14 protein-coding genes are annotated in these 13,471 nt (G+C 73.0%); 8 read left to right on the top strand and 6 right to left on the bottom strand.

Annotated features, from left to right (window positions below):
- Positions 1 to 131: 131 nt before the first annotated feature.
- Complete coding sequence (locus DDJ31_RS06145) at positions 132 to 1,043, bottom strand: helix-turn-helix transcriptional regulator (RefSeq protein ID WP_127181305.1); 912 nt, start codon at positions 1,041 to 1,043, stop codon at positions 132 to 134.
- 362 nt (positions 1,044 to 1,405) lie between these two features.
- Here DDJ31_RS06145 and DDJ31_RS06140 point away from each other — a divergent pair, with 362 nt between their 5' ends.
- Together DDJ31_RS06140 and DDJ31_RS06135 are read left to right on the top strand one after the other, a co-directional pair.
- A complete protein-coding gene (locus DDJ31_RS06140; protein ID WP_127181306.1) occupies positions 1,406 to 2,173 on the top strand; it encodes a glucose 1-dehydrogenase in 768 nt (255 codons plus the stop codon).
- A gap of 41 nt (positions 2,174 to 2,214) precedes the next feature.
- A complete protein-coding gene (locus tag DDJ31_RS06135) occupies positions 2,215 to 3,186 on the top strand; it encodes an aldo/keto reductase (protein ID WP_127181307.1) in 972 nt (323 codons plus the stop codon).
- 13 nt (positions 3,187 to 3,199) lie between these two features.
- Here the strand turns inward: DDJ31_RS06135 and DDJ31_RS06130 are convergent, their stop codons facing one another.
- Positions 3,200 to 4,171, bottom strand: a complete 972-nt coding sequence (locus tag DDJ31_RS06130; protein ID WP_127181308.1) for an SDR family NAD(P)-dependent oxidoreductase — start codon at positions 4,169 to 4,171, stop codon at positions 3,200 to 3,202.
- Between the two features lie 63 nt (positions 4,172 to 4,234).
- On the opposite strand from DDJ31_RS06130, the gene DDJ31_RS06125 reads away from it, so the two are divergent.
- Positions 4,235 to 4,810, top strand: coding sequence for a TetR/AcrR family transcriptional regulator (locus DDJ31_RS06125; RefSeq protein ID WP_127181309.1), 576 nt, complete (start codon positions 4,235 to 4,237; stop codon positions 4,808 to 4,810).
- A gap of 309 nt (positions 4,811 to 5,119) precedes the next feature.
- On the top strand, positions 5,120 to 5,764 hold the full coding sequence (locus DDJ31_RS06120) for a PadR family transcriptional regulator (protein WP_127181310.1): 645 nt from the start codon (positions 5,120 to 5,122) through the stop codon (positions 5,762 to 5,764).
- Between the two features lie 131 nt (positions 5,765 to 5,895).
- Here DDJ31_RS06120 and DDJ31_RS06115 read toward each other — a convergent pair whose 3' ends face one another.
- A complete protein-coding gene (locus DDJ31_RS06115; RefSeq protein ID WP_127181311.1) occupies positions 5,896 to 6,324 on the bottom strand; it encodes a type II toxin-antitoxin system Rv0910 family toxin in 429 nt (142 codons plus the stop codon).
- Positions 6,325 to 6,638: 314 nt separating this feature from the next.
- Between DDJ31_RS06115 and DDJ31_RS06110 the strand changes: the two genes are divergently transcribed.
- Positions 6,639 to 7,340, top strand: a complete 702-nt coding sequence (locus DDJ31_RS06110) for a Clp protease N-terminal domain-containing protein (RefSeq protein WP_240678261.1) — start codon at positions 6,639 to 6,641, stop codon at positions 7,338 to 7,340.
- A gap of 194 nt (positions 7,341 to 7,534) precedes the next feature.
- The gene (locus tag DDJ31_RS06105; protein WP_127181313.1) at positions 7,535 to 8,539 is read left to right on the top strand and encodes an EamA family transporter; all 1,005 of its coding nucleotides are present in this window, start codon (positions 7,535 to 7,537) and stop codon (positions 8,537 to 8,539) included.
- 59 nt (positions 8,540 to 8,598) lie between these two features.
- Here the strand turns inward: DDJ31_RS06105 and DDJ31_RS06100 are convergent, their stop codons facing one another.
- Both DDJ31_RS06100 and DDJ31_RS06095 read right to left on the bottom strand, forming a co-directional pair.
- Entirely contained in the window at positions 8,599 to 9,246 is a 648-nt protein-coding gene (locus DDJ31_RS06100; RefSeq protein ID WP_127181314.1) for an FMN-binding negative transcriptional regulator, read from the bottom strand.
- Entirely contained in the window at positions 9,246 to 9,935 is a 690-nt protein-coding gene (locus DDJ31_RS06095; RefSeq protein ID WP_127181315.1) for a pyridoxamine 5'-phosphate oxidase family protein, read from the bottom strand. Before DDJ31_RS06095 ends, DDJ31_RS06100 begins: the two co-directional genes overlap by 1 nt.
- A gap of 107 nt (positions 9,936 to 10,042) precedes the next feature.
- Here DDJ31_RS06095 and DDJ31_RS06090 point away from each other — a divergent pair, with 107 nt between their 5' ends.
- A complete protein-coding gene (locus DDJ31_RS06090; RefSeq protein ID WP_127181316.1) occupies positions 10,043 to 11,374 on the top strand; it encodes an aminotransferase class I/II-fold pyridoxal phosphate-dependent enzyme in 1,332 nt (443 codons plus the stop codon).
- On the opposite strand, the gene DDJ31_RS06085 is transcribed toward DDJ31_RS06090, so the two are convergent.
- On the bottom strand, positions 11,371 to 12,489 hold the full coding sequence (locus DDJ31_RS06085; protein ID WP_240678262.1) for a DMT family transporter: 1,119 nt from the start codon (positions 12,487 to 12,489) through the stop codon (positions 11,371 to 11,373). The genes DDJ31_RS06090 and DDJ31_RS06085 overlap by 4 nt on opposite strands.
- 74 nt (positions 12,490 to 12,563) lie before the next feature.
- Between DDJ31_RS06085 and DDJ31_RS06080 the strand changes: the two genes are divergently transcribed.
- Entirely contained in the window at positions 12,564 to 13,466 is a 903-nt protein-coding gene (locus DDJ31_RS06080) for a LysR family transcriptional regulator (protein WP_127181317.1), read from the top strand.
- Positions 13,467 to 13,471 lie beyond the last annotated feature (5 nt).

The raw sequence follows: 13,471 nt of genomic DNA, 5'->3' as shown, positions 1-13,471 counted from the left end.
GCACTACCGCGCATGGTCATGCAAAGGGGGTGGGTGAAAAGAGGGCCGGTCCGGGTTTAAAGGCCGGACGGCTCTTCATGTCGACGCGAGGTCGCCGTGGAGCGCGTGCCGCCCTGCGGCGGGCTCAGGGCTCAGGGCTCGTGCGGGCCGCGTCGGTCGGCGGTCACCTCGGCGAGTTCGGGGTCGGGCCGCTCGCTGGGGTCGAGCGTGGCGGCCCAGCGGGCCAGCAGCCGCAGTCCGTCGTGGGACGGGGTCCCGGGTTCGGCGCTCATCGCGGTGAGCGTGAGGCCGGGGTCGTTCGGGAGGGGCAGGCCCTCGAAGGCGAGGGTGAGGTCGCCGACGGCGGGATGGTGGAAGCGCTTGAGGCCGGTGCGGTGCAGACGCACGTCGTGCGCGGCCCACAGCGTGCGGAAGTCCTCGCTCCGGGTGGACAGCTCACCGATCAGATCGCTCAGATCACGGTTGTAGGGGTCCTGCCCCGCCTCGGTGCGCAGCAGGGCCGCCGACGCGGCCCGCTGATGGTCCAGCTCGGTCATGTACCGGGCGGCTCCGGGGTTGAGGAACTGGAACCGGGCGAGGTTGACCGGCCGCGCGGGGTCCTGGAACACCGGCCAGTACAGGGCCTTGCCGAGCCGGTTGGTGGCGAGGACGTCGAGGCGGCCGTTGCGGATGAAGGCGGGCGCCTCGGTCATGGCGTCGAGCAGTTGCTGGAGGGCCGGCCGGATCGGTGCGGCGGCGCGGCGGCGTGCGGGCCTGCGGGTGGTGCCGGCGGTGCGGGCCAGGTCCATGAGGTGGGCGCGCTCGGACTCGTCGAGCCGCAGGGCGCGGGCGAGCGAGTCGAGGACGGCTTCGGAGGCGCCGGCGAGGTTGCCGCGCTCCAGGCGGGCGTAGTACTCGGCGCTGACGCCGGCCAGCATCGCGACCTCCTCGCGGCGCAGCCCCTTCACCCGGCGGTGACCGGAGGCGGGCAGTCCGGCCTGCTGGGGTGTGATCCTGGCGCGGCGGCTGGTGAGGAACGCGCGGACCTCGCTGCGGTTGTCCATCTTTCGAGGCTACGACGGGTTCGGGACAGGAGAGGTGTACTGGCGGTACACGTATCAACGGGTCCTTCCGCCCACCTGTGACCTGCCGTTTCATCGACAGCGAGAAGTCCACCGGGACGGACCGCCGCACGGCGCGCGTCGCGCTGACGACCACCGCACCTCGCGGGTCACGCTGGGGGAGGACGACGACGTCGACGCGCCGGAACCCGCCGGCGACGCCGAGCGCACCCGCCCCGAACACCCGCCCCGGAGCCCCCGACCACCGGGACCGAGGCGGCCCCGGAACGGTTCCCCACCGTCCCGCCCCTCCACCCCACAGCCCCTGACGGCGGTCACGCCGTCCACGAGATGGGACCCCACCGATGAACCCGCAGTACCACTTCGAAGGCCAGGTCGCGCTGGTCACCGGCGCCGCCTCCGGCATGGGCCTGGCCACCGCCCGCGCCTTCGCCCAGGCCGGCGCGGCCGTCGTCCTGGCCGACCTGAGCGAGCAGGCCGTCGAGAAGGCGGCCCAGGAACTCACCGACGCGGGCCACCGGGCCCTCGGTGTCGTCTGCGACGTCACCGACGAAGCCCAGGCCGCCGCCGCCGTGGACCGCGCCGTCGCAGCCTTCGGGCGTCTGGACATGGCCTTCAACAACGCCGGCATCCAGGCCCCGCCCACGGACGCGGCGGACGAGACGGCCGAGAACTTCGACCGCGTCAACGCCGTCAACCTGCGCGGCGTCTGGGCCGCCCAGAAGCACGAGCTGCGCCAGATGCGCGCCCAGGGCTCCGGCGCGATCGTCAACTGCTCCTCGCTCGGCGGCCTGGTCGGCCTGCCCGAGCGCGCCGCCTACCACGCCTCCAAGCACGGCGTGATCGGCCTGACCAGGAGCGCGGCCGTCGAGTACGCGCCCCGCGGAATCCGCGTCAACGCCGTCTGCCCCGGCACCATCGACACCCCGATGGTCTCCGGGATGCTCGAGAGCCAGGCCGACGCCATGGCCGAGATCCTCAAGCAGCAGCCCATCGGGCGCCTCGGCCGCGCCGAGGAGATCGCCGAAGCCGTCCTGTGGCTGTGCAGCCCCGGCGCGAGCTTCGTCGTCGGCGTCGCCCTTCCCGTCGACGGCGGCTTCACCACCCACTGACACCACCACACCGTCCGCAGGGCACGAAAGGGAGCATCGCGATGGAGTACGTCCGCCTCGGCGCCACCGGCCTGAAGGTCAGCCGGCTCGCGCTCGGCTGCATGAGCTACGGCGACCCGACCGTCCCCGGCGCCCACCCCTGGGCGCTGACGGAGGAGAAGGCCGCGCCGTTCTTCCGGCAGGCCGTGGAGCTGGGCATCACCTTCTGGGACACCGCCAACGTCTACCAGGCGGGCACCTCCGAGGAGATCGTCGGCCGCGCGATCCGCGAGTACGCCCGGCGCGAGGACATCGTGCTCGCCACCAAGGTCCGCGGGAGGATGCACGACGGGCCCGGCGGCCAGGGCCTGTCACGCGCGGCGATCCTGGAACAGGTCGACGCGTCCCTGACCCGGCTGGGCACCGACCACATCGACCTCTACCAGATCCACCGCTTCGACGACGACACTCCGGTCGAGGAGACGATGGAGGCGCTGCACGACATCGTCAAGGCAGGCAAGGTCCGCTACCTCGGCGCGTCCTCGATGTACGCGTGGCAGTTCGCCAAGCTCCAGCACGCCGCCGACCTCGGTGGCTGGACCCGCTTCCGGTCCATGCAGAACCAGTACAACCTGCTGCGCCGCCAGGACGAACCCGAACTGATGGCCATGTGCGCGGACATGGGCGTGGGGCTGGTGCCCTACTCGCCCAACGGGAAGGGCCGCCTCGCCCGTCCCGTCGGGGAGCAGAGCACCCGCTCCCGCACCGACCACGTGGTGCGGTCCTTCGACAGCCCGTACGACGAGCCGGTCATCAACGCCGTTCAGCGGCTCGCCGAGGCCCGCGGCGTCGGGATGGCCCACATCGCGCTGGCCTGGGTCCTGCGCAACCCGCAGGTCTGCGCCCCGATCGTGGGCGCCACCGCGCCCCACCACCTGGCGCAGGCCGTCGAGGCGCTCGACCTGCGGCTCACGGACGACGAAGCGGCCGCTCTCGAGGAGCCCTACACCAACGCGGGACCGTCCTGGTTCTGAGTGCGGGCCGAGGTCAGGAGCGCAGCAGGTCGGTCGAGACCGCCCAGAGGCGGACGGCGGTGGCCGGATCGAGCGCCCACTCCTTGACGCCGTGCGGATGGTCCGCGAGGTCGGCGTCGTCCGGCACGGTGCGGGCCTCCCGCGCGTCGTCGAGGTAGTGGCCCCCGGAGTGGGCGAACTCCGGACGGATGGCCGCGACGACGCTCGTCGCGGCCCCCTGCTCGACGGTTCTGTACGTGAAGACCCCGGCCGCCTCGGCCGCGTCGAGCGACTCCCGCTGGCGCGTGGTGAAGTTCCGTTGCAGCCCCGTCGCGACGCCGCCGGGGTTCACCGCGTTGGCGACGATGCCGTCGGACGCCCAGAGCCGGGTCGCCTCCACGGCGAAGAGGGAGTTGGCCGTCTTCGACTGGGCGTAGGCGATCTGCGGGTCGTAGGCGCGACGCTCGAAGTGGAGGTCGTCGAAGTCGACGCCCGACCGCATGTGCGCCGTCGAACTGACCGACACGATCCGTGCCCCGTCGCGGTCGGAGGCGCCCTCGGCCAGTGCGTCGTGCAGGCCGACGGCCAGGGCGAAGTGACCGAGGTGGTTGGTCGCGAACTGCAACTCCCAGCCCTCACGGGTCCGTTCGAGGCCACCGGTGACCACGCCCGCGTTGTTGACCAGCAGATGGAGCGGGCCGCTCCAGGCGTCGACGAACCGGGTGACGGTGGCCCTGTCGGCGAGGTCGAGTCGGACGACCCGGGGCGGGATCCTCCCGGTCGACCGCCCGATCGTCTCGGCGACGGCGTCACCGGCGGCCGTGTTCCGCACGGCGAGCGTCACCCGCGCCCCGGCCGCCGTCAGCGCGCGGGCCGTCTCACGCCCGATCCCGGAGGAACCTCCCGTCACGATCGCGCGGACACCGGTGAGGTCGACGCCCCGCAGTACGTCGTCCGCGGTGCTGGCGGCGGTGAAGGGCGTGGAGAGGATTCCGTGAGCGGCCATGGCAGCGACTATACGCACTAGACCTGATTTGTATAGTGAGGTTCCCGCTCCTATGCTCGCCCCATGAGCAGCAGTCCCGATGCCGGCCTCGCGCCGTCGGCGAGCGCCGAGACCGACCGTCGGACCCTGGTGCTGGACTCCGCTCTGCTCACGTTCGCGCGCTTCGGTTACCGCAAGACCTCGATGGAGGAAGTGGCGCGGGCGGCACACATCTCCCGGCCTGGGCTGTACTTCCTCTTCTCCTCGAAAGAGGCGCTGTTCCGCGCCGCGGTCACCCAGGTGCTGGAACGCGACCTCGCGGCGGTCGAACGCGTCCTCGCCGACGCCGACCGGCCCCTCGGGGAGCGCCTCGTCGAGGCGTTCGACCAGTGGGCGGGCCGCTACATCGGCCCGCTGGCGCGCGATGTCGCGGTGGTCGTCGAGGACAACCCCGACCTCCTCGGAGAGATCGGCGAGGCCGCGCCGCGCCGTTTCGAGGCGCTGATCACGGACGCGATCGCCGCCGAGTCGGGAGAGGGTCCGGCGACTCCTGTCGCGCAGACGATGATCAGCGCGTCGATCGGGCTCAAGCACCAGGCGGCGACACGGGAGTTCTACCGGGAACGCTTGAAGGTCGCGATCGACCTTCTGGTGCGCTGAGGGCCCAGGTGGCGAAGCGGCGCGAGAACCCGGACGCCTCGGAGGGGCGCGGGTTCGGGTGACGTTGTGGGGCCTCGGGTCTCGGACGTCGACGTCGCTGTAGGGCCCCGGGGTTCTGGGCGACGCCGTAGGACCCCCGGTTTCCGCGCGCCGCAGGGCCTCGGTCTCGGGCTGAGGCGCGGTACAACCATCACGGGAATCACGACAGCCGGATACCACGGCGATGCCGACCCCGGGGTTGTCATGCGAGCTATTCCGATATATCGTCGAAGCATCGCGACTGATCAACGACTGAATGGAGTGATGGCGATGCGTTCCCATGGTTTCGAACGTGGACACGGTGGGCCCGGCTCTCGCGGCCGGGGTGGATTCGAAGGGCGGCGGGGTGCCTTCGGGCCGTTCGGGCCCGGTGGGCCCGGCGGTCCTGGTGGACCCGGCGGGGGCTTCGGCTTCGGCGGGCCCGGCTTCGGGCCCGCCCCCTGGGGTCCCAGGGGGCGGGGCGGACCCCGCGGGCGGGCGCGGCGCGGTGACGTGCGCGCGTCGATCCTGGCCCTGCTCAAGGACCGGTCCATGCACGGCTACGAGATGATCCAGGAGATCGCCGAACGCAGCGGCGGGGCGTGGAAGCCCAGCCCCGGTTCGGTGTACCCCACCCTCCAACTGCTGGAGGACGAGGGGCTGATCACCAGTGAGAGCGAGGGCGGCAAGAAGCTGTTCTCGCTCACCGAGGCCGGCCGCACCGCGGCCGACGAAGGCCCGGAAGCGCCCTGGGAGGAAGCCTCCCGCGGTGTCGACTGGGAGGCGCTCGGTGAGATCAGGCAGGCCGGCTTCGGTCTGATGGAGGCCTTCGGCCAGGTCTGGAAGACCGGCAGCAAGGAACAGCGCGAGAAGGCGCTGACCGTCATCAACGACGCCCGCAAGAAGCTGTACCTGATCCTCGCCGACGAGGACTGACGTCCGGTGCGATGGGGCTACCCGTGGTGGCTTGGCCCCCTACTGGTGGGGCTGCCCCTGATGTCCCGCGCCGGCCTCCCCGAGGTGCCCCGCGGACTCCGCCCGCGGGGCACCTCCGCGTCCGCGCCGGATCACGTCACCAGTCCCGCCAGCTTCCGCAGCGACTCGTCGAGCGCCGCCCGCGCCGAGTCCTTCAGCTTGCCCGCCATCAACGAGACCGCCGCGCCCGTGAACTCGGCGTCGATCCGTACCGTCGTCGCCCCGCCGTCGGGCGTGAGCGAGTAGCGGTTGGCCACCGTGACCCCCATCGGCCCCTTGCCCCGGGTCGCGAAGAGGCGGGCCTCCTCCAACTCCTCCACGGTCCACACCACTTCGGCGGGGAAGCCCATGAGCTTCATGTTCTCCTCGTACGTCCCGCCGACCGCGAGGTTCTCCGGGACGCCCTTGGGGAAACCGGTGTGGGTCGCGTTCCACTCACCGTACGCGGACCAGTCCATGAGCTGCGCCCACACCTTCTCGGCGGGGGCCTCTATACATGCTTCCGCGCTGACCTCGGCCATGCGACCACCTCTTCGTGACGGGCTACGGTGTCGCGGAACGTAGCTCCAGGGCCCGCAACATTCAATACTGATGAACCGTCAGGAAGTGTGGAGGCCGTGATGCCGAGCGAGGCGGCGGGGAGCGGCGCGCGGGGGAGCGGGGAGGGCGTGCCGGGGGAGCGACAGGGGCGGGCGGGCCCGGAGCGCGGGGCCGGGGCGCTCAGATCTCATCCGTGAGGAGGATATGTCGGACCTCGTCGTCCACTCTGCGTGGGACGGCAAGATGCTTCGTCACGGGGATGACCGGAATGCGGGGACCTGATGGGGTGGGTTTCGTGCAAGCGCCCCTTCCCCGGCAGCCCCTCGGCGACCGGATCGCGAGACCTCCCGAGAACGACGATGCCGGACTCAGCGCCGAACTGGCAGCGGTGGTCTCCGGCGCGCGCCGCCGCGCCGTGCGGGACGGCGACCGGCAGATCGACTCGGCCCATCTCCTGCACTCCCTGCTGGAGCACGACCCCGAGGCCCGCGCGGTCCTCGACGACGGCCCCGAGATCGCCCGGCTGCTCGGCTACCTCGTCCAGCGCAGCATCGGCTACGGACTGCGCTGGCAGGGATCGGTGGAACGCTCCCTCTCCCACTCTCGGGCCCGCCTTCCCGCGTCGGCGGGGTCGCTGGACACCTCCGGTGGAACCGGGGGAGCAGGCCGAGCCGACGGCGCCGGCGCGGTGTCCGCGCCTGTGCCGGTCTCCGCGTCGCTCTCCGCGTCCGTGCCGGTGGCTGTCGCCGCGGCCGGTGACTCCGACGGGCTCTCGCCCCTCGCCGCCCTCGCCATGGACCACGCCCGCTCGCTCGTCCGCGACGGCGGCCCGGCCCGCGGGCTCCATCTGTTCGCGGCCCTCGTCGCCGATCCCGGCGCACGCTCCGTCGAGGTCCTGGAGCGGGCCGGGCTCGACCGCTACGACGTCCTCGCCCGCGTCGAGAAGCTCCTCGCCCGCGAGGGAGCGGCCGCCTGGTGGGAACGGCGCGTCGACTGACGCGCCCGCCTTCCCCGCCCGGCACCGCCTCCCCACTCGGCACCGCCCTCCGCCCCCCCCGCGGACCACCCCCTGTCGCCTCACCGAACCACCCTCCTGTCGCCATCTCCCGCGACCCCTCGGCCGATCCGGCGCGTCCACTGTTCGAGACAGGTGTCAACAGGGGTGACGCTCATGTCGTCGCCTGTCATCATGTGCCGGTGCGCACCTCAGCCAGCGATCGGACCGGGCCCGCCAAGGGCGTCGGGCTCGGACTCGCCCTCGTGTCCGCCCTCGCCTTCGGCGGTTCGGGCGTCGCCGCCAAACCACTGATCGAGGCTGGCCTCGACCCGCTCCACGTGGTGTGGCTGCGGGTCACGGGCGCCGCCCTGGTGATGCTGCCGGTCGCCTTCCGCCACCGCGCCCTGGTCCGCCGCAGGCCCGCGCTGCTCGCCGGGTTCGGGCTGCTCGCCGTCGCCGGGGTGCAGGCCTGCTACTTCGCCGCGATCTCCCGGATCCCGGTCGGTGTCGCCCTGCTCGTCGAGTATCTGGCGCCCGCGCTCGTCCTGGCCTGGGTGCGGTTCGTGCAGCGCCGTCCCGTCACCCGGGCCGCCGCGCTCGGGGTGGTCCTCGCCGTCGGCGGACTCGCCTGTGTCGTCGAGGTCTGGTCGGGGCTGCGCTTCGACCTCCTCGGACTGCTGCTCGCGCTGGCCGCCGCCTGCTGCCAGGTCGGCTACTTCGTCCTCTCCGACCAGGGCAGCGACGCCGGCGACGACGCCCCCGACCCGCTCGGCGTGATCGCGTACGGGCTGCTGGTCGGCGCCCTCGTGCTGACCGCCGTTGCCCGCCCCTGGGACCTCGACTGGACGGTGCTGGCCGGCACCGCCGACCTGAACGGCACCCCGGTCGCGGCCGGCGCCCTGCTGGCCTGGATCGTCCTGATCGCCACCGTCGTCGCCTACGTCACCGGAGTGGTGTCGGTGCGGCGGCTCTCGCCGCAGGTCGCCGGGGTCGTGGCGTGCCTGGAGGCGGTCGTCGCCACCGTGCTGGCCTGGGTGCTGCTCGGCGAGCACCTGGCCGCGCCGCAGCTCATCGGCGGCGCGGTCGTGCTCGTCGGCGCGTTCATCGCGCAGTCCTCCACCCCCGCCGGGTCGTCGGGGGAGCCGGTGGCGAGCGGCGGCCCGGAGCGGGACCTGTCCGCCCGCGGAACCGTCGTCTGAGGTCCCGACCCCCTGCCGAACGGTCCGTCCGTCGGGGAGGGGAGTCGCGCCCGGCCCGCTCAGGTCGCCGGTGACCACACCCCGCGGCGGCGCAGTTGATGCTCGCGTGCCGCCGCGTCCCTGGTGCCGTCGCGGGTCGTGAGCCCTGCCACGATCCGGTCCTGCACCTCCTCGGGCTTGTGCGCCGCGTACTTGAACTTCGCCCGGACGCCGACCACTTCGAGCCGCAGCCCGCGGATCCCGGCGAGCATCCTGCCGTACGGCTCCTCGCCCACCGCCGCGGGCGCGGAGCCGCCCTCCGGCTGGAAGTGGCCCATCTGCCGGTTCAGCAGCTCGGCCTTCTCCGCCGGATCGTCCACCACCCGGGCCAGGCAACGGAGTTGGACCGCCGCGTAGAAGCTGGTCGGCACGCCGTGCTCGGCCGGGATGTCCGGCGGGGCCTGCCAGGGGCCGGGGACGTACACATAGTCGTCGACGACGCTCAGCACCACCTCCGGACGGGCCGCCAGGTCCGCCCAGAGCGGGTTCGGCCGGGCCAGGTGGGTGAGGGCCTCGCCGCGTCCGGCGTCGTACGCGAAGTGCAGCGGCTGGACGTGCGGGGGTTCGCCGGGCGGGCCGTTGACCGCGAGCTGCCCGAAGTCGTGGGCGGCGAGCCAGTGTTGCCATTCGGCGTCGTCGCGCGGCGCGTCCCAGGGGTGGATCAGCATCACGACACCGTGAGGTAGTCGGGCAGCCGCACGTCCGCGGACAGGTCGCCGTCGGCCACGGGGGTCCCGTAGCCCTTGCGCAGCGGGACGAGACCGGCCCAGTACGGGAGGGACAGGTCCTCGGGGTCGTCGTTGACGCCGCCGGTGCGGAGCTTCGCGGAGACCTCGTCGAGGTCGAGGCGGATGACGGCGGTGGCGGCCAGCTCCTTCTTGTTCGCGGGCCGCGAGTCGGCCGCCCGGCCCGGGACGACATGGTCGACCAGCGCGTCGAGAGCGGCCCGCTTCTCCTCGGGGTCCGTCACGTCGTGGGCGATGCCGTGCACCACCACCGAGCGGTAGTTGATCGAGTGGTGGAACGCCGAGCGGGCCAGGACCAGCGCGTCGACGTGGGTGACCGTCAGGCACACCGCGAGCCCCGGATCGGCCTGCCCGGTCATCCGCAGCGGGCGCGAACCCGTCGAACCGTGCACGTAGAGCCGCTCGCCGACCCGTCCGTACAGCGTCGGCAGCACGACCGGCGCGCCGTCGCGCACGAAGCCGAGGTGGCCGACGTATCCCTGGTCGAGTATCGAGTGCACCAGCTCCCTGTCGTACGACGCCCGCTCCGCGGAACGGGTCGGGACGGTGCGGTCGGTCGGGGTGTAGGCGTCGGCGGACGGTGATGACGTCGGCGTCCGGGTCCCCTGCATGGCTGTCTCCCTCGTGGTGCGGCGTGGTCGGGCGTGGTGCGGATGTCGTGTTGCGGGTGCGGATGGCGTGTTGCGGGTGTGTATTGCTCTAGTGCATAATGTGGTTTGTGCTAGAAGGATATCGGATCGTAGGGCGCCGCGCAGCCGACATCGCGGCCGACGTCGAGCGCGCGGTGGGCGCCGGAGAGCTGGAACCGGGGCAACTGCTGCCGCCGATGCGGGAGTTGGCCGTCGAACTCGGAGTGAATCCGAATACCGTCGCGTCCGCCTACCGGACACTGCGGGAGCGCGGGGTCATCGAGACCGACGGGCGGCGCGGCAGCAGGGTGCGCGCCAAGCCCGCCACCACCGGACGCGAGTACGACCGTCTCGACGTGCCCGAAGGGGTGCGCGACATGGCCGACGGCAACCCCGACCCGGCCCTGCTGCCGTCCCTCGCGCGGGCCTTCGCGGCGGCGGGCGAAGAGTCCGACCGTGACCCGGTGCGCTACGGAGACACCCTGGTGGAACCGGAGTTGGCCCGGATCGCCCGCGCCGACCTGGACGCCGACGGCGTCCCGGCCGGACCCCTCACCGTCACCTCAGGCTCCCTCGACGCCATCGAGCGGGTGCTCGGCGCGCACCTCAGACCGGGGGACACCGTCGCCGTCGAGGACCCCGGCTGGGGCGGACTCCTCGACCTCGTCCCCGCGCTCGGCCTGCGCACCGCCCCGGTCGGCGTCGACGACGACGGTCCGCTGCCCGACGACGTACGGCGGGCCCTCGACGCCGGGGCGCGCGCCCTGATCGTCACCGACCGCGCCCAGAACCCGACCGGCGCCGCGGTGACCGCGCCCCGCGCGCGGGCCCTGCGCGCCGTGCTCCGGGAGCATCCGGAGGTCCTGCTGATCGAGGACGACCACGGCCACGGCATCGTCGACCTGCCCGTGCACCCGCTGGCCGGCACCACCGGGCACTGGGTCTTCGTGCGCTCGGTCGCCAAGGCGTACGGCCCCGACCTGCGGCTCGCCGTGCTGACCGGCGACCCGGTCACCGTCGACCGGGTGGCCGGCCGGCACCGGCTCGGGCCCGGCTGGGTCAGCCGCGTCCTCCAGCGGGCGGTGGTCAGACTCTGGTCCGACGGCGCGCTGGACACCCGGGCCGTCGCCGCGGCCTACGGCGACCGGCGCGCGCTGCTGATCGCGGCGCTCGCGGAGCGCGGGGTCGCCGCGCACGGGCGCAGCGGTCTGAACGTCTGGATCCCGGTGCCCGACGAGACGGCCGCCGTCGCCCGGCTGCTGCACGGCGGCTGGTCGGTGGCCCCCGGCGCCCGCTTCCGGATGAACGCCCCGCCCGGCATCCGCGTCACCGTCGCCACCCTGACCGACGCCGAGACCGGCCCCCTGGCGGACGCCATCGCCGCCACGGCGCGACCGGCCCCGGCGCGGGGACGGGCCTAGAGCTTCGAAAGCGGACGAGGGGACGCAGTCGCGCTCGGGTTCGGGTTCTGGTTCTGGTTGCAGGGCGGTGCCGGGGGTGCCTGCGGTGTCCGGTCCTTCGGGGTGGTGGTCGACGGCGTTTCCACCACCGTTGCCTCCGTAGGCTCCGTCCCCGCCGCCCCCACCTGCTCCGCCTCCGTCACCCGCGCCCGGTCCTCCCGTCCCCGCCGCCTGGGCCGCGCCTGGGTCAGTGCCGCGCCCGCCAGGACGATCGCCGCGCCCACCGGCGTCGACCAGGTCAGCGTCTCGCCGAGCAGGGTGACGCCCGCCGCCGTCGCGATGACCGGGATGAAGTAGGTGACCATCTGGCCGGTCGTCGGGCCGACTTCGGCGACCAGGCCGTACTGGATCAGGACCGCGAGACCCGTGCCGAGGGCGCCGAGCGCGGCGACGGCCAGCAGCGGGGCGAGCGGGAAGCGCGTCGGGAAGGTGGTGAACAGTGGTGTGACGAAAGCCAGTTGGACCGTCGCCACCAGCAACTGGGCGCCGGTCAGCGAGAGGTGGGAGTGGCCGGTGCCGGCCAGGGTGCGGCGGACGTAGATCCAGCCGATCGGGTAGCTGAGCGAGGCCAGCAGCGCCATCGCGGTGCCCCGGGCGTCCAGGCCGTCGAAGCCCTGCCAGGCGCCGAGCACCGTCAGCACACCGAGGAACCCGATGCCGAGCCCCGCCACCCGCACCCGGCTCGGCCGGTCCTCGGAGAGCGCCACCAGGGAGAGCGCCATGCCCCACAGCGGTGAGGTCGCGTTGCAGATGCCCGCGAGCGTGGACGGGATCGTCAGCTCCGAGTAGGCGAACAGGGAGAACGGCAGCGCGTTCAGCAGCAGCGCCGCGACGAACAGATGCCCCCAGGTCCTGGCCCCGCGCGGCAGCCGCTCCCGCTTGACCGCCATCGCGGCCGCCAGCACCGCCGTACCGAAGAACAGCCGGCCGAGGGTGACCTGGAACGGGGCGTACCCGTCGGTGCCCACCTTGATGAGCAGGAAGCTGAAGCCCCAGATGAGGGAGAGGACGGCGAAGCGGAGCCGCCAGTCGAGGGCGCGCGGGGTGCGGGCGCGGGATGTGGTGACGGTGGTCATGACCACCACGATCCGGCACAGGACGTCGTAGCACAATCGAGAAGTTCCGCGCGGTACCTCGTAGTATCGCTTACATGTTGAATCTGGAGCGCCTGCGCACCCTCGACGCCCTCGCCCGGCACGGCTCGGTCAGCGGCGCCGCCGAGGCGCTGCACGTGACCACCTCCGCGGTCTCCCAGCAACTCGGCAAACTGGAGCGGGAGGTGAGCCAGCAGCTGCTGGCCAAGAACGGCCGGGGGGTGCGGCTCACGGACGCCGGACGGCTGCTCGCCCAGCACGCGGGGCGCATCCTCTCCCAGATCGAGCTGGCCCAGTCCGACCTGGAGGCGCACCGCGGCCAGGTGGTCGGCGAGCTGCGGCTCTCCGCGTTCCCGACGGCCGCGCGCGGGCTGTTCCCGCTCGCGCTCTCCGCGCTGCGCGCCGAGCACCCGGGGCTGCGGGTGCGCTCCCGCGAGCTGGAGCCGGAACGCGGCATCGCGGGCGTCATCCGCGGCGACCTCGACCTCGCCGTCGTCCTCGACTGGTACAACAAGCCGATGCCGCTGCCCGACGGGCTGGTCAAGGCGTCCGTCCTCGACGACCCCGCGGACGTGGCGCTGCCGTCGGGGCATCCGCTCGCCGGACGCGACGAGGTGGACCTCGGGGAGCTGGCCGAGGACGAGTGGATCACCTGGGGCGAGGGCGAGTTCTGCCACGAGTGGCTGATGCTCACCCTCCGCTCCCGGGGCATCGAGCCGATCGTCGGCCACCGCGCCGCCGAGACCCACACCCAACTCGGTCTCGTACAGACCGGGTTGGGGGTCTGTATCGCACCGCTGCTCGGCCGCCACCCGATGCCCGACGGCGTCGTCACCGTACCGCTCAAGCAGCGCGTCCGCCGTCATGTCTACGTCGTCTGGCGGGCCGACGCCGACCGCCGCCCGTCGATCCGGGCGGCGGTAGGGGCGTTGCAGGACGCGGCCCGGAAACTCGGCTGACCCCC

Origin of the sequence: Streptomyces griseoviridis, from assembly GCF_005222485.1 — a bacterium.
GTDB lineage: Bacteria > Actinomycetota > Actinomycetes > Streptomycetales > Streptomycetaceae > Streptomyces > Streptomyces hintoniae.
Note: the sequence above shows the minus strand (reverse complement) of the source record. Positions and strands in the feature narration are given on the sequence as shown.